Below are 15047 nucleotides of genomic sequence, written 5' to 3' on the forward strand. Positions count from 1 at the left end.
GTTCTCCGCACACGACAGTGGCGGCCACCGGCTCCGGTGGCCGCCACTGTCGTGTTTCCCGTGCCGCGCCCGGCTCAGCGATCCGCGTCCAGCGGCTCCAGGTCCCCGTGGGGGCCGAGGCCGTCCTCCAGGTCGTCGTCCGCCTCCTCGTCGAAGACCGCGCTGACGTCGAAACGGCAGACGACCCGCTGCGGGTCGGTCGACTCGAAGGGGGCCTCCAGCCACTCGCCGGGCTCCGAGGGCTCGTCGGCGGCGGTCACCCAGAGCGTGGAGTCGCCCTCTTCCAGGCCGAACTCCTTGTGCCGGGACGCGATCTCGTCCGGTTCGAACTCGCCGAACAGGATCCCCAGAGCCCCGTGGACGGTGCCGGACGCCGCGTCGAAGCCGGCGTCCGCGGTGGCTCCGTCCTCCTCCACGGCCTCCACCCGCTGGGCCTGCGCCAGCAGCCGCTGCGGCTCCACCACCGCGTAGTCCCGGCGGATCAGCACGCTCAGCGCGTTCGGCTCCTCGGGGCCCGTGTACGGCGGCAGCGTGTCGTCGGTACCGGGGATCTCGAAGGGGGTGACCTCGTCGTAGCGGTCGTAGAGCAGCTCGTCGTACTCCTCGGCCGCGGCGGCCAGCTCGTTGAACGCCTCGTAGACGGCCGGGTCGTCCTCACCCGTCCTGCGCTCGACCGCGGCCAGGTGGCGGTCGAGCGCGGTCTTGACCGCCTCGGCGGCGGCGCGTACCTCGGCAGCGGTGGGCTGCGCAGCATCAGACATAGTGCAGACGCTATCCGTACCGGGCCCCAGCCCGCACAATAGATGCGATGCCGGAATACGAATTTGTCGACGTGTACGTACCTCGCGGGGTCTCCCGCAAGGAGACGACACGTCTGCTGACGGACCATGCCGAGTACGGACACTGGGAGTTGGACCGCCTGAGCCTGCTGCGCGACGGCAGCCGCAAGGTGCGGCTGCGCCGGCGGATCATCCGCCAGGTGCGCGCCACATGGTGACGACGGGCGGCTGAAACGGAGCGGGCCCCGCCACTGGCGGGGCCCGCTCCGTTCTCGACGCCACCGGGGAAGTGTGTGGCGTCGTGGTCACACCTGCACCGGTCGGCTCCGGCGGCCTTCGGGCTACACCGCCGATCGTGCCCGGCGGTAGAGCACCGCACCGGCCAGCAGCGCGCCGGCGCCCGCGGGGACGACCACGCCGAGCGGCAGCTCACCGCCGGTGTGGGCGAGCATCCCGGCGCCGCGCGGCTGGGTGACGGACTGCGCACCCGGCTGATTCACATGCGAGGAACCGCCGGGGTGATGTCCTGCGGAGCCGGGCGGGGTACCCGGGTTCCCCGGCTGACCCGGCGTCCCGGGGTTTCCGGGCGTACCCGGGTTGCCCGGTGTGCCCGGGTTTCCGGGGGTGCCCGGTGTGCCGGGATTTCCGGGCGTGCCGGGCTGGCCCGGGTGCCCCGGTGTACCCGGGTTTCCGGGGCGCCCCGGCTGCCCGGGGGTGCCCGGAGGCGGCGTCTCGTGTCCGCCGCCCGGCGGGGTCGTGGAGTGTCCGCCGCCGGCACCGCCGGCGCACTCGTTGCCCGCCGCCGCGTTGCCCACCCCGACGACGTTCACGCTGTTCCCGCAGACGTTCACGGGAGCGTCGACCGGCACCTGGACGTGGTTGCCGGAGCCGACGCCCGGCGAGCCCGCGGCGTGACCGTCGGCCCGGGAGCCGCCGGAGTGGGGGTTCCCGTCTCCGTACCCGCCCCCGTTCGCGCCGTTGCCGCCACGGTTGACGCATGTGTTGCCCACCGCCGGGTTGAGCAACCCGACGACGTTCACGGTGTTGCCGCAGACGTTCACCGGCGCGTGCACCGGCACCTGCACCGTGTTGCCCGACAGCACGCCGGGCGAGTTCACGGTGGAGCCGTTCGCACCCGAGTCGGCGTGTGCGTAGCCGCCGGTGACGGCGAGTACGCCGCTCGCCGCCGCCACGGTCATCAGGCCCTTGCGGGTGACCTGTCGCATAGCTGTAATCCCTGCCTTAGCCGTTGGCTTGGACCGTCCGGAACGCGCACACACCCACCCGACGCGTGCGCGGAAAGCCGGTCGGCCCCGGAGCGCATGGTGCGGACTCCGGGGCCGACGGGCTCAGACCCTCACGAAGTGACCCTCATGGGGTGAGTCACGACGTCACTTGTTGACGCAGCTGTTGCCGAAGGCGGGGTTCAGCAGCCCGATCACGGAGACCGTGTTGCCGCAGACGTTCACCGGGATGTGAACGGGCACCTGAATCACGTTGCCGGACACGACGCCCGGGGAGTGCACGGCAGCACCCTGGGCACCCGAGTCGGCGACGGCCAGGCCCGCACCCGCGAGAACCAGACCACCAGTGGCAGCGGCAGCGGCGACGACCTTCTTGATCATTCTTCCTCCATTGTTGGCACATGCGATCCCAGCTTCGGTTCGCATCACGTGTAACGAGGAGGGAGTAATGGAGCTACGAGCTTATCGTCGGATTCACTCTTCTCAGTGGGGCCCGCACGCGCGGTCGATTACAGGAGTTTCGTTTTACCGGAGTAATTCAGGACGCGTCGATGAAGCGGTCGAGCACGCGCACACCGAACTGCAGGGCATCCACCGGGACCCGCTCGTCGACGCCGTGGAACATGCCCGCGAAGTCCAGCTCCGGCGGCAGCTTCAGCGGGGCGAAGCCGAAGCAGCGGATGCCGAGGTCGGCGAAGGACTTGGCGTCGGTGCCGGCCGACAGCATGTAGGGCACGGCGCGCGCGATCGGGTCCTCCGCGGACAGCGCGGTCTGCATGGCGTCCACGAGCGCGCCGTCGAAACCGGTCTCCAGCGCCTTGTCCGCGTGCACGTCCTCGCGCTTCACCCGCGGGCCGAGAATGCGGTCCAGGTCGGCGAGGAATTCCTCCTCGTACCCGGGCAGATAACGGCCGTCCACATGTGCGGTGGCCTGTCCGGGAATCACGTTGACCTTGTATCCGGCGCCCAGCTGGGTCGGATTGGCGGTGTTCTGGAGGGAGGCGCCGATGAGCTTGGCGATGCCGCCGAGCTTGGCGAGCGTCTCGTCCATGTTCTCGGGGTCGAGCTCGGTGCCGAGGGCGTCGCCGAGTTCGTCCAGGAAGTGCCGCAGCGTCTTGGTCACGCGGACCGGGAACCGGTGGCGGCCGAGCCGCCCGACGGCCTCGGACAGCTCGGTGATCGCGTTGTCCCTGTGGATCATCGAACCGTGACCGGCGGTGCCGTCCACCGTCAGCTTCATCCAGTGCATGCCCTTCTGGGCGGTCTCGACGAGATAGAGCCGCAGCTTCTCGTTGACCGTGAAGGAGAAACCGCCGACCTCGCCGATCGCCTCCGTGACGCCCTCGAAGAGGTCCGGGTGGTTGTCCACCAGGTGCCGTGCGCCCCACGTGCCACCCGCCTCCTCGTCCGCGAGGAAGGCGAGGACGATGTCACGGGGCGGCTTGCGCCCGGTGCGCAGCCGGTCACGCACGACGGCCAGCGTCATGGCGTCCATGTCCTTCATGTCGACCGCGCCGCGGCCCCACACCATCCCGTCGGCGATCTCGCCCGAGAAGGGGTGGTGGGTCCAGTCCGTGGCGTTGGCCGGTACAACGTCGGTGTGGCCGTGGATGAGCAGCGCGGGCCGCGAGGGGTCCTCACCCTCGATACGGGCCACCGTGGAGGCACGGCCCTTGTGCGACTCGAAGATCTGCGGTTCGAGCCCCACCTCGGCAAGCTTCTCGGCCACGTACTCGGCGGCCTTGCGCTCGCCCGGACCCGAGTGGTCGCCGTAGTTGCTGGTGTCGATCTGGATCAGCTCGCGGCAGAGGTCGACGACCTCGTCCTGGCCGGAGACGCTCCTGGCCGTGTTCGACTCGCTCACGCTGCTTCCTCCCACTGTCACTGCTGGTGGTCTCCCTCATCCTCTCCCCGACCGCTTCCGGGCCCCAAGGCAGGACCCGGCCCGTCACACGCCGTTCACGCGACGACGGGGGGTGATCGGGGGCCCTCGAAAGCCTGGTAATGTTTCCTCTGTCGCCGCGAGGGAAACCCCGCACGACAGACACCTTGTCCGGGTGGCGGAATGGCAGACGCGCTAGCTTGAGGTGCTAGTGCCCTTTATCGGGCGTGGGGGTTCAAGTCCCCCCTCGGACACACAGGAAGAGCGAGGGCCACGACCATCAGGTCGTGGCCCTCGCTCGTCGTGCCGGCGCCATCGACCGCCCCTCGCTCCCCGTGTCCGGAAGGTTACGGACAGATGTGGGGCAGATCTCGTCACGGTGACGTATCTCCATGTCAGAGCCTCGGAAGCCGGGGTTCCGAGACCCCCGGAAGGCCTCCTCGCATGGCTGGCGCCCAGGTCCGCGGCTAGCGTCGTACTAAAATTCCACGCTTGTTTGGAGCTGGACCGGAATATCCCCAGGCATACCTGCGGGCCCACCAGCGCCCCGGACTCTCCGGGAAACAACACGTGAGGACCCGATGGCAGCCCTCCAGCAAGACCCCGTGCTCGCGTTGTCGGACGACGAGGTGCGTGCGGAGTTCGGTGACCAGGCTCGCTTCTCCGCCTCCTCCGCCGCCTCGCCGCGCACGCTCGTCGACATCCTCGACGCCGCCGTACGGGCCCACCCCGACGAGCCCGCGCTCGACGACGGCCGGCGCTCGCTGACCTACCGCGCCCTGGCCGTCGAGGTCGAGGCCCTGCGCGGGCGGCTCGCCGCGGCCGGGGTCGGGCTCGGCGACCGGGTCGGTGTGCGGGTCCCCTCCGGCACCAACGATCTGTACACAGCCGTCCTCGCCGTGCTCGCCGCCGGTGCCGCGTACGTGCCGGTGGACGCCGAGGACCCGGACGAGCGGGCCGAGCTGGTCTTCGGCGAGGCCGAGGTGTGCGCGGTCGTGGGGGCCGGGCACGAGCTGACCGTCACCGGCGTCTCGGGCGCCCGCGCCGCCCGGCCCGGCGTCGAGCACGACGCCTGGATCATCTTCACCTCCGGCTCCACCGGGAAGCCCAAGGGCGTCGCCGTCTCCCACCGCAGTGCCGCCGCGTTCGTGGACGCCGAGGCCGCGCTGTTCCTCACCGAGGACCCCATCGGCCCGGGCGACCGGGTGATGGCGGGCCTGTCCGTCGCCTTCGACGCCTCCTGCGAGGAGATGTGGCTGGCCTGGCGGTACGGCGCCTGTCTGGTGCCGGTGCCGCGCGCGCAGGTCCGCAGCGGCGCCGACCTCGGCCCCTGGCTGGTGGAGCAGGACATCACGGTCGTCTCGACCGTGCCCACGCTGGCCGCCCTGTGGGAGCCGGAGACCCTCAACGAGGTCCGGCTCCTGATCTTCGGCGGCGAGGCCTGCCCGCCCGAGCTCGCGCAGCGGCTCGTCACGGAGGGCCGGGAGGTCTGGAACACGTACGGGCCGACGGAGGCGACCGTGGTGGCCTGTGCCTCGCTCATGAGCGGGGAGGAGCCGGTGCGGATCGGGCTTCCGCTGAACGGCTGGGAGCTGGCCGTCGTCGACGAGGACGGGGAGCTCGTGCCGATGGGCGGCAGCGGGCAGCTGGTCATCGGCGGGGTCGGGCTGGCCCGGTACCTGGACGCGGAGAAGGACGCCGAGAGGTACGCGCCGCTGGACGCGCTCGGCTGGGAGCGGGCGTACCGCAGCGGTGACCTGGTCAGGGCCGAGCCCGAGGGGCTGGTCTTCCTCGGCCGGGCCGACGAGCAGATCAAGCTCGGCGGGCGCCGGATCGAGCTCGGCGAGGTGGACGCGGCGCTCCAGGCGCTGCCCGGTGTGGCCGGCGCGGCCGCGGCCGTGCGCACCGCGCGCGGCGGCAATCAGCTGTTGGTCGGCTATGTCGTCACCCAGGACGGCTGGGACCACACCACCGCCGTGGAGAAGCTGCGGGCCGAGCTGCCCGCCGCGCTGGTCCCGCTACTGGCCCCGGTCGCGGATCTGCCGACCCGCACCTCGGGCAAGGTCGACCGGGCGGCGCTCCCCTGGCCGCTGGAAGGCCTGGAGACCGGTGGTGCGCAGGAGGAGCTCTACGGCACCGAGGCCTGGCTCGCGGAGCAGTGGAGCGAGGTGCTCGGGATACCCGTGGGCAGTGGCTCCGACGACTTCTTCGCGATCGGCGGCGGCAGCCTGGCCGCCGCGCAGCTGACGACGAGGCTGCGCACCCGCTACCCGAGCGCCGCGGTGCTCGACATCTACGCGCAGCCCGTGCTGCGCAAGCTCGCCCGGCGTCTGGAGAGATCCGCGCAGGAGGACGGCGCCGCGCGCTTCGTGGCGCCGGTTCCGCTGCGGGCGAAGGTGACGCAGCTCCTGCTGCTGGTTCCGCTGTTCACCGTCCTCGGGCTGCGCTGGACCGTGGCGCTGGCCGCGGTGGGGAACGTACTGCACTGGTTCGGACCGTATCCATGGGCGCCGGGCGCCTCGTGGTGGCTCGTCGCGGCGGGTGCGGTCGTCCTCTTCAGTCCGCCGGGCCGGCTCGCGATCGCGGCGGGCGGGGCGCGGCTGCTGCTGCGCGGGGTCGGCCCGGGCCGCTACCCGCGGGGCGGGAGCGTCCATCTGCGGCTGTGGACGGCCGAGCGGCTCGCCGAGTTCAGCGGCGCGACCTCACTCACCGGCTCGTGGCTGGAGCGGTACGCCCGCGCCCTGGGCGCCAAGGTCGGCAGGGACGTGGATCTGCACTCGCTGCCTCCGGTCACCGGCATGCTCAAGCTGGGCCGGGGGGCGGCCGTGGAGTCCGAAGTGGATCTGTCGGGGCACTGGCTGGACGGTGACCGGCTGGAGATCGGTGCAGTGAAGGTGGGTGCCGGTGCGGTCGTCGGGACGCGGAGCATGCTGTTCCCGGGGGCGCGGGTCGGCAAGCGTGCCGAGGTGGCGCCGGGTTCGGCGGTGGCCGGCCAGATCCCGACCGGGCAGCGCTGGGCCGGGGCGCCCGCGGTCAAGCTCGGCAAGGCGAAGCGCGCCTGGCCCAAGGAACGTCCGCAGCGCGGCACGGCGTGGCGGGCGATGTACGGGGCGACGGGGTTCGCGCTGAGCGGGCTGCCGGTGCTGGCGGGTGTGGCCGCGCTGCTGGTGGCCCGGGTGTTCGTGAACGCGGACGCCGGACTGGGCGGCGCGCTGCGCGGGGCGGCGCTCGCCCTGGTCCCGTCGGCCCTCGCCTTCGGTCTCGCGTACGCGCTGCTGCTGTTGGTCTTCGTACGGCTGCTCAGCCTGGGGCTGCGGGAGGGCACGCACCCGACGCACAGCCGGGTCGGCTGGCAGGCGTGGACGGTCACCCAGCTGATGGACCGCTCCCGGGAGACGCTGTTCCCGCTGTACGCGGGGCTGATCACGCCGGTGTGGCTGCGGCTGCTCGGCATGCGGATCGGGCGGGGCGCCGAGGTGTCCACGGTGCTGGCGCTGCCGAGTCTGACCACGGTCGGTGAGGGCGCCTTCCTCGCGGACGACACGCTGACCGCTCCGTACGAGCTGGGCGGTGGCTGGATGCGGATCGGGCGGGCCGAGATCGGGCGCCGGGCGTTCCTCGGGAACTCCGGGATGACGGCGCCGGGCCGCAGCGTGCCCGACGGCGGCCTGGTCGGGGTGCTGTCCGCGACGCCGAAGAAGGCGAAGAAGGGCAGTTCGTATCTGGGGCTGCCGCCGGTGAAGCTGCCGCGCGCGGCGCAGGACGGCGACCAGAGCCGTACGTACGACCCGCCCGCGCGGCTGTTGTGGGCGCGCGCGCTGGTGGAGCTGTGCCGGATCGTGCCGGTGCTCTGCTCGGCGGCGCTGGTCGTGCTGACGGTCGCGGCGTTGTGCGCACTCGGTGCCTGGGCGCCGCTGTTCGGCGGGCTGGTGCTGCTGGGTACCGGCGGCGTCGCCTGCCTGGTGTCGATCGTGGCGAAATGGCTGCTCGTGGGGCGGCACCGGAGCGGTGAACATCCGCTGTGGAGCGGCTTCGTGTGGCGCAACGAGCTGGCGGACACGTTCGTCGAGGTGGTGGCGGTGCCGTGGCTGGCCGGGTCGGTGCCGGGTACGCCGTTGATGACGGCGTGGCTGCGCGGGCTCGGTGCCCGGATCGGCAGGGGCTCCTGGGTGGAGAGCTACTGGCTGCCGGAGACGGATCTGGTGTCGCTCGGGGACGCGTGCACGGTCAATCGGGGCTGTGTCCTGCAGACGCACCTCTTCCACGACCGGATCTTGCGGACGGATACTGTTGTCCTCCGTGAGGGCGCCACCCTGGGCCCGGGCGGAATCGTCCTTCCCGGCAGCACCATCGGGGCTCGCTCCACCCTGGGTCCGGCGTCGCTGGTGATGGCGGCGGAGTCCGTTCCCGACGAAACCCGCTGGCTGGGCAACCCGATCGAGGCATGGCGTTCCTAGCGGACGTGACCGGATCGGAGAGGAAGGGCGGTACAGCGGCACGTCGTACGAGCACAGGGCAGGGAGCAGACGCAGCAGTGAGCGTTCAGCAGACACCGGATTCGGACCCGTACTTCCCGGCCAACGGTGATCCCCGCTACCGGGCGCACCGGTACGAGCTCACGCTGGACTACCGCCCCGGCCCGAACCGGCTCTCCGGCACCGCGCGCATCAACGCCATAGCCGGCCGTGCCCCGCTCGCCGAATTCCAGCTGAACCTGGCCGACTTCCGGATCGGCCGGGTCCGGGTGGACGGCAAGGCGCCGCACTACACGCACCGGGGCGGCCGGCTGCGGATCCGGCCGCCGAAGCCGGTCCGGGCGGGGGCCGCGTTCACCGTCGAGGTCCACTGGTCGGGCAATCCCAAGCCGGTCAGCAGTCCCTGGGGCGGTCTCGGCTGGGAGGAGCTGGAGGACGGGGCGCTGGTGGCGAGCCAGCCGGTCGGCGCGCCGTCGTGGTACCCGTGCAACGACCGGCCGGCCGACAAGGCCTCGTACCAGATCTCGGTGACGACGCCGTCCGCGTACTCGGTGGTGGCGGGCGGGCGGCTGCTCACGCGGACGACGAGGGCGTCGACGACGACCTGGGTGTACGAGCAGTCGGCGCCGACCTCCAGCTATCTGGTCGGGCTCTCGGTCGGCAAGTACCAGACGGTGCTGCTGGGCGACCCGGGCCTGGGCGGCGTGCCGCAGTCCGGCCATCTGCCCGCGCACCTGCTCGCCGAGTTCTCCCGGGACTTCGCACGGCAGCCCGCGATGATGGAGCTGTTCGAGGAGCTCTTCGGGCCGTATCCGTTCGGCGAGTACGCGGTCGTCGTGACGGACGAGGAACTGGACGTCCCCGTCGAGGCGCAGGGTCTGTCGATGTTCGGCGCCAACCACGTGGACGGGGCGCGGGGTTCGGAGCGGCTGGTGGCGCACGAACTGGCGCACCAGTGGTTCGGCAACAGCGTGTCCATCGCGGACTGGCGGCACATCTGGCTGAACGAGGGTTTCGCGAAGTACGCGGAGTGGCTGTGGTCGGAGCGTTCGGGCGGCCGTACGGCGCACCAACTGGCCGCCGCCGCGCACCGGAAGCTGTCCGCGCAGCCCCAGGACCTGGTCCTCGCGAACCCGGGCCGCAAGCTGATGTTCGACGACCGGCTCTACGAGCGCGGCGGTCTGGCGCTGCACGCGGTCCGGCAGGCCCTGGGGGACGACGCGTTCTTCCGGATGCTGCGCCGCTGGGCCGCCGTGCACCGGGGCGGGGCGGTCACGACGACGACGTTCACCTCGCACGTCTCGCGCTACACGGCCGAGCCGCTCGACGAGTTGTTCACGGCGTGGCTGCACGGGAGGGCGCTTCCGCCGCTGCCGGTGCCCGGGGCGGCGATTCCGGCGCGGCCCGCCTACCCGCCGGGGAAGGCCGACTCGGCGTAGGCACAATGGCAGCCATGACGAGTCGTTCCTGCCCTTGCGGGCTTCCCGAGCCGTATGCGAAGTGCTGCGGGCGGTTCCATCGCGGTGAGGCCGCGGCACCGACCGCCGAGGCGCTCATGCGGTCGCGGTACTGCGCCTTCGTGAAGGAGGACGAGGGGTATCTGCTGCGGACCTGGCATCCTCGGACGCGGCCGTCGCGGGTGGAGTTCGACCCCGGGATGCGCTGGACCGGTCTGGAGGTCCTCGCCACGGAGCAGGGTTCGGCGTTCCACGGCACCGGCACCGTCACCTTCCGGGCTTCCTACCGGGGCGGTTCGCTGCACGAGCGGAGCCGGTTCGAGCGGGTCGACGGCGCGTGGGTGTACGTGGACGGGGACTTCCAGGAGTAGGCGGCGGGGCAGGGTCGCCCTCACGGTGCCAGGATGTCCAGCTCCTGGAGCGCGCCGACCGTGATCTCGCGGGTGAGCTGCTCGGCGCGGGCCGCGTCGCCCTCCCGGACGGCCTCGGCGACCTGGACGTGCAGGGTGACGGCGGCCGGGTCCGGGTCCTCGAACATGACCTCGTGGTGTGTGCGACCCGCCAGGACCTCCGCGACGACGTCGCCGAGGCGTGCGAACATCTCGTTGCCCGACGCGCAGAGGATCACCCGGTGGAAGGCGATGTCGTGGACGAGATACGCCTCCAGTTGATGGCCGCGTGAGGTGGCGACCATGCCCAGGGCGCACTCGGTGAGCTCGGCGCACTGCTCGGCCGTCGCGTGCCGGGCGGCCAGGCCGGCGGCGACGGGTTCGACGGCGGAGCGCAGCACGGTGAGGGAACGCAGCTGGTGCGGGCGGTCGGCACCGGCCAGCCGCCAGCGGATGACCTCGGGGTCGTAGACGTTCCACTCGGCTTTGGGGCGGACGGTGACGCCGACGCGGCGGCGGGACTCGACGAGGTGCATGGATTCGAGCACCCGGACCGCCTCGCGCATCACGGAGCGTGACACCTCGAAGCGCTGCGCCAGTTCGTCGGTGCGCAGCACGCTGCCCGGCGGATACTCGCCCGCCGTGATGGCCGGCCCGAGGGTCTCCAGTACATGTCCGTGCAGCCCCCGGCCCCGTGTGGTCATGAGGTCAGCGTACGAGGCAGGGGCCGCGAACAAAAAGTCAGACTTATACGTCACACACTCTTGAATTCGTCGTACCTAATAGGTTTCAGTGTCGTCGACATCAGATGTCGACGAAGACAGCGAGAGCACGATGCAGCAGACGCGTACCCCCCACGTCGTCGTGGTCATGGGCGTGGCAGGCACCGGGAAGACCACGATCGGTCCCCTGATCGCCGCCCGGCTCGGCGTTCCCTACGCCGAGGGCGACGACTTCCACCCCGCGGCCAACATCGCCAAGATGTCGGCGGGAACGCCGCTGACCGACGAGGACCGGTGGCCCTGGCTGGACGCCATCGGCCGCTGGGCGCACGACCGGGCCGGGCTCGGCGGGGTGGTCAGCAGCTCGGCGCTCAAGCGCAGTTACCGGGACCGGCTGCGGGCGGCCGCCCCCGGAGTCGTCTTCGTCCACCTCACCGGTGACCGCAAGCTCATCGAGGACCGGATGTCGCACCGCCAGGGCCACTTCATGCCGACGGCGCTCCTGGACTCGCAGTTCGCCACCCTCCAGCCGCTGGAGGCGGACGAGGCGGGCGTCGGCGTGGACGTGTCCGGCGGCCCCGAGGAGATCACCGAGCGGGCCGTGGCCGCGCTGCGGGATCTCGACCTGCCCGCGTAGTCGAGCGCGCAGGCGACTCCGCCGGTGCGGCGGCCCCGCCCGGCAGGGCGTCGCCACCTGCACGGCGCAGCCACGGACATGACGTGGCCACCGGCGCGGCCGGTCACGCGCCGTTGCCCGCGAAGCCCGTTCCCCCGTCCCCCTCCCTCCCCACCCCGTCCCCCCTCCCGCGTACCTCACTCAAGCAAGGGATCAACCGTGACCAGACTCAGCGTCGAGATGCTGGCAGCGGACGCCGTCGAGCCGATCACCTCGGCGGGCCACGCTCAGCTGGGCATCGCCGTACTGGCGGGCATCGCCGTCATCGTGCTGCTCATCACCCGGTTCAAGCTGCACGCGTTCCTGGCCCTGACCATCGGCTCGCTCGCCCTCGGCGCCGTCGCCGGGGCCCCGCTCGACAAAGTCATCGTCAGTTTCACCTCCGGGCTCGGCTCCACCGTCGCCGGTGTGGGTGTCCTGATCGCGCTCGGCGCGATCCTCGGCAAGCTGCTCGCCGACTCCGGGGGCGCCGACCAGATCGTCGACACGATCCTCGCCAAGGCGGGCGGCCGCGCCATGCCGTGGGCGATGGTGCTCATCGCCTCCGTCATCGGCCTGCCGCTGTTCTTCGAGGTCGGCATCGTCCTGCTGATCCCGGTCGTGCTGATGGTCGCCAAGCGCGGCAACTACTCCCTGATGCGCATCGGCATCCCGGCGCTCGCCGGCCTGTCCGTGATGCACGGCCTGATCCCCCCGCACCCCGGCCCGCTCGTCGCGATCGACGCCGTCAAGGCGAACCTCGGCGTGACCCTCGCGCTCGGCGTCCTGGTCGCCATCCCCACGGTGATCATCGCCGGTCCGGTCTTCTCCCGCTACGCGGCCCGTTGGGTGGACGTTCCGGCCCCCGACCGCATGATCCCGCAGCGCGCCTCCGAGGACCTGGAGAAGCGCCCCGGCTTCGGCGCCACCCTCGCCACGATGCTGCTGCCGGTCGTGCTGATGCTGGCCAAGGCCCTGGTCGACATCGTCGTGGACGACCCCACGCACATGGTCCAGCGCGTGTTCGACGTCATAGGCTCGCCGCTGATCGCCCTCCTCGCGGCCGTCATCGTCGGCATGTTCACGCTGGGCCGGGCCGCCGGGTTCACCAAGGAACGACTGTCGACGACCGTCGAGAAGTCCCTCGCCCCGATCGCCGGCATCCTGCTCATCGTGGGTGCGGGCGGCGGCTTCAAGCAGACGCTGATCGACTCCGGCGTGGGCCAGATGATCCTGGACATCTCCAAGGACTGGTCGATCCCCGCGCTGCTGCTGGCCTGGCTGATCGCGGTCGCGATCCGGCTCGCGACCGGCTCGGCCACCGTCGCCACCATCTCGGCGGCCGGACTCGTCGCCCCGCTCGCGGCCGACATGTCGACCACCCACGCCTCCCTCCTGGTGCTGGCGATCGGCGCGGGCTCGCTCTTCTTCAGCCACGTCAACGACGCCGGCTTCTGGCTGGTCAAGGAGTACTTCGGCCTGAGCGTCGGGCAGACCGTGAAGACCTGGTCGGTGATGGAGACGATCATCTCGGTGGTGGCCGGCGGACTCGTCCTGCTGCTGTCCCTGGTGATCTAGCCCTGTCCCTCGTGATCCGGTAGGCACCACAGGAGTGCCGGAACCCAAGGAGTACGGCAATGGCTCACCCCCTCTTCGACATCAGCGGCCGCACGGCGCTGGTCACCGGCTCCAGCCGCGGCATCGGGCTCGCGCTCGCCCGCGGACTGCTGGAGGCGGGCTGCACCGTGGTCCTCAACGGCCGGGACGCCCGACGGCTCGACAAGGCCGCCGCGGAACTGCCCGGCGACGTCCGCACCGCGGTGTTCGACGTCACCGACGGACCCTCGGTGGCCGCGGGCATCGCGGACGTCGAGGAGCGGGTGGGCCCGCTGGACATACTCGTCAACAACGCGGGCATGCAACTGCGCGCCCCGCTCCTGGAGTTCACGGACTCGGACTGGCACCGCGTCCTGGACACCAACCTGACGAGTGCGTTCCTCGTGGGCCGCGAGGCCGCCCGCGGGATGACCGCGCGCGGTCACGGAAAGATCATCAACATCTGTTCGCTGCAGAGCGAGGTCGTCCGCCCGGGCATCGCGCCGTACGCGGCCACCAAGGGCGCGCTGAAGATGCTCACCAAGGGCATGTGCGCCGACTGGGGCCCGCACGGGGTGCAGGTCAACGGGCTCGGTCCCGGCTACATCGAGACCGAGCTCACCCGGCCGCTCGTGGACGACGAGGAGTTCAGTTCCTGGGTGCGGCGGCGCACCCCGGCCGGGCGGTGGGGCCGTACCGACGACCTGGTCGGCGGGCTGCTCTTCCTCGCCTCCCCCGCGGCGGACTTCGTCGGCGGGCAGGTGCTGTACGTCGACGGCGGTATGACGAGCGTGCTCTGAGAGGGACGTGACGATGCTCGGCTGTGTGATCCACGGACAGGGCGACCTGCGGGTCGACGAGCTCCCGGTGCCCTCCCCCGGCCCCGGACAGGCGCTGGTCGCCGTCCGGTACGGCGGGGTGTGCGGTTCCGACCTGCACTACTGGCGGCACGGCGGGGTCGGGGACTTCCGGCTCCGGGAGCCGATGGTGCTGGGCCACGAGGTTGTCGGCACCGTGGTCTCGTACGGTGCCGGGGCAGACGGACCCGCGCCGGGCACGCCCGTCGCGGTGCACCCGGCGACCCCCTGCGGCGCCTGCCCCGAGTGCCTGGAGGGCCGCTCGAACGTGTGCCGCGACACCCGGTATCTGGGCAGCGCGGCACGCACCCCGCACGTCCAGGGCGGTTTCGCCGCGCGGTTCGTGGTGCCGGCCGGGCAGTTGCGGGCCCTGCCCGCGGGGCTGGACCTGCGGCGGGCCGCCCTCGCCGAGCCGCTCTCCGTCGCGCTGCACGCGGTGCGGCGGGCCGGGGACGTGGCGGGCCGGCATGTGCTGGTGACGGGGGCCGGGCCCATCGGCTGTCTCGTGGTGGCCGCTGCCCGGGCCGCGGGCGCCGCGCGCATCACCGTCACGGACCTGCTGCCCCGGGCGCTGTCGTACGCCGTCGCGGCCGGAGCGGACGCGGTCGTACGGGCCGACGATCCCGACGACCCCGCGTGGCCCGCCGAGGTCGACGTCGCCGTCGAGGCGTCGGGGGTCGCCGCGGGCCTGGACACCTGTCTGCGCCTGGTGCGGCGCGGCGCGGTCGTCGTGCAGCTCGGCATGCTGCCGCCCGGCCGGAGCCCGTTCGCGGGGAATCTGCTGGTGAGCCGGGAGATCGAGCTGCGGGGCGCGTTCCGCTTCGGCGCGGAGTTCGACGACGCCCTGGCGCTGCTCGCGGCGGAGCCCGCCTTCGACCAACTGGTCAGCGCCGTGGTGCCGGTGCGGGAAGCGGAGTCGGCGTTCGCCCTCGCCGCCGACCGGAGCCGGTCCTGCAAGGTGCTGCTGGACTTCGCCTCCTGAGCAGCGGAC

Annotated in this window: 13 protein-coding genes and 1 tRNA gene; 9 read left to right on the forward strand and 5 right to left on the reverse strand. The window is 71.9% G+C overall.

The features are described from left to right. Positions 1-74 precede the first annotated feature (74 nt). Positions 75-761, reverse strand: a complete 687-nt coding sequence (locus ABEB03_RS15155; RefSeq protein WP_095933220.1) for a hypothetical protein — start codon at positions 759-761, stop codon at positions 75-77. A gap of 47 nt (positions 762-808) precedes the next feature. On the opposite strand from ABEB03_RS15155, the gene ABEB03_RS15160 reads away from it, so the two are divergent. Continuing rightward, positions 809-997: a DUF5703 family protein gene (locus ABEB03_RS15160; RefSeq protein WP_028801646.1), complete on the forward strand. Its 189-nt coding sequence runs from the start codon at positions 809-811 to the stop codon at positions 995-997. Positions 998-1120: 123 nt separating this feature from the next. Here the strand turns inward: ABEB03_RS15160 and ABEB03_RS15165 are convergent, their stop codons facing one another. From ABEB03_RS15165 to ABEB03_RS15175, 3 genes are all read right to left on the reverse strand, one after another. After that, on the reverse strand, positions 1121-2005 hold the full coding sequence (locus tag ABEB03_RS15165; protein WP_345647840.1) for a chaplin family protein: 885 nt from the start codon (positions 2003-2005) through the stop codon (positions 1121-1123). Between the two features lie 165 nt (positions 2006-2170). After that, a complete protein-coding gene (chpH, locus tag ABEB03_RS15170) occupies positions 2171-2404 on the reverse strand; it encodes a chaplin ChpH (RefSeq protein WP_028801648.1) in 234 nt (77 codons plus the stop codon). A 157-nt stretch (positions 2405-2561) separates the two neighbouring features. Further along, on the reverse strand, positions 2562-3887 hold the full coding sequence (locus ABEB03_RS15175; protein ID WP_345647843.1) for a M20/M25/M40 family metallo-hydrolase: 1326 nt from the start codon (positions 3885-3887) through the stop codon (positions 2562-2564). A 187-nt stretch (positions 3888-4074) separates the two neighbouring features. On the opposite strand from ABEB03_RS15175, the gene ABEB03_RS15180 reads away from it, so the two are divergent. From ABEB03_RS15180 to ABEB03_RS15195, 4 genes are all read left to right on the forward strand, one after another. After that, positions 4075-4159: transfer RNA gene (locus ABEB03_RS15180), tRNA-Leu, on the forward strand. Positions 4160-4486: 327 nt separating this feature from the next. Beyond that, a complete protein-coding gene (locus ABEB03_RS15185; protein ID WP_345647845.1) occupies positions 4487-8362 on the forward strand; it encodes a Pls/PosA family non-ribosomal peptide synthetase in 3876 nt (1291 codons plus the stop codon). 77 nt (positions 8363-8439) lie between these two features. Next, complete coding sequence (locus ABEB03_RS15190) at positions 8440-9819, forward strand: M1 family metallopeptidase (RefSeq protein ID WP_345647847.1); 1380 nt, start codon at positions 8440-8442, stop codon at positions 9817-9819. A 14-nt stretch (positions 9820-9833) separates the two neighbouring features. Next, on the forward strand, positions 9834-10208 hold the full coding sequence (locus ABEB03_RS15195) for a YchJ family protein (protein WP_345647850.1): 375 nt from the start codon (positions 9834-9836) through the stop codon (positions 10206-10208). Between the two features lie 20 nt (positions 10209-10228). Here the strand turns inward: ABEB03_RS15195 and ABEB03_RS15200 are convergent, their stop codons facing one another. Beyond that, positions 10229-10930 carry a FadR/GntR family transcriptional regulator gene (locus tag ABEB03_RS15200; protein WP_095933227.1) on the reverse strand — a complete coding sequence of 234 codons (702 nt, stop codon included), beginning with the start codon at positions 10928-10930 and terminating at the stop codon, positions 10229-10231. A gap of 130 nt (positions 10931-11060) precedes the next feature. Between ABEB03_RS15200 and ABEB03_RS15205 the strand changes: the two genes are divergently transcribed. The 4 genes from ABEB03_RS15205 (at position 11061) to ABEB03_RS15220 (ending at position 15038) form a co-directional block, all read left to right on the forward strand. Then, positions 11061-11585 carry a gluconokinase gene (locus ABEB03_RS15205; RefSeq protein ID WP_345647854.1) on the forward strand — a complete coding sequence of 175 codons (525 nt, stop codon included), beginning with the start codon at positions 11061-11063 and terminating at the stop codon, positions 11583-11585. 198 nt (positions 11586-11783) lie between these two features. Beyond that, a complete protein-coding gene (locus ABEB03_RS15210) occupies positions 11784-13181 on the forward strand; it encodes a GntT/GntP/DsdX family permease (RefSeq protein WP_345647857.1) in 1398 nt (465 codons plus the stop codon). A 59-nt stretch (positions 13182-13240) separates the two neighbouring features. After that, entirely contained in the window at positions 13241-13999 is a 759-nt protein-coding gene (locus tag ABEB03_RS15215) for an SDR family oxidoreductase (RefSeq protein ID WP_345647860.1), read from the forward strand. 13 nt (positions 14000-14012) lie between these two features. Then, the gene (locus ABEB03_RS15220; protein WP_345647863.1) at positions 14013-15038 is read left to right on the forward strand and encodes an L-idonate 5-dehydrogenase; all 1026 of its coding nucleotides are present in this window, start codon (positions 14013-14015) and stop codon (positions 15036-15038) included. Positions 15039-15047 lie beyond the last annotated feature (9 nt).

Origin of the sequence: Streptomyces siamensis (assembly GCF_039543605.1) — a bacterium.
Classification (GTDB): Bacteria; Actinomycetota; Actinomycetes; order Streptomycetales; family Streptomycetaceae; genus Streptomyces; species Streptomyces siamensis.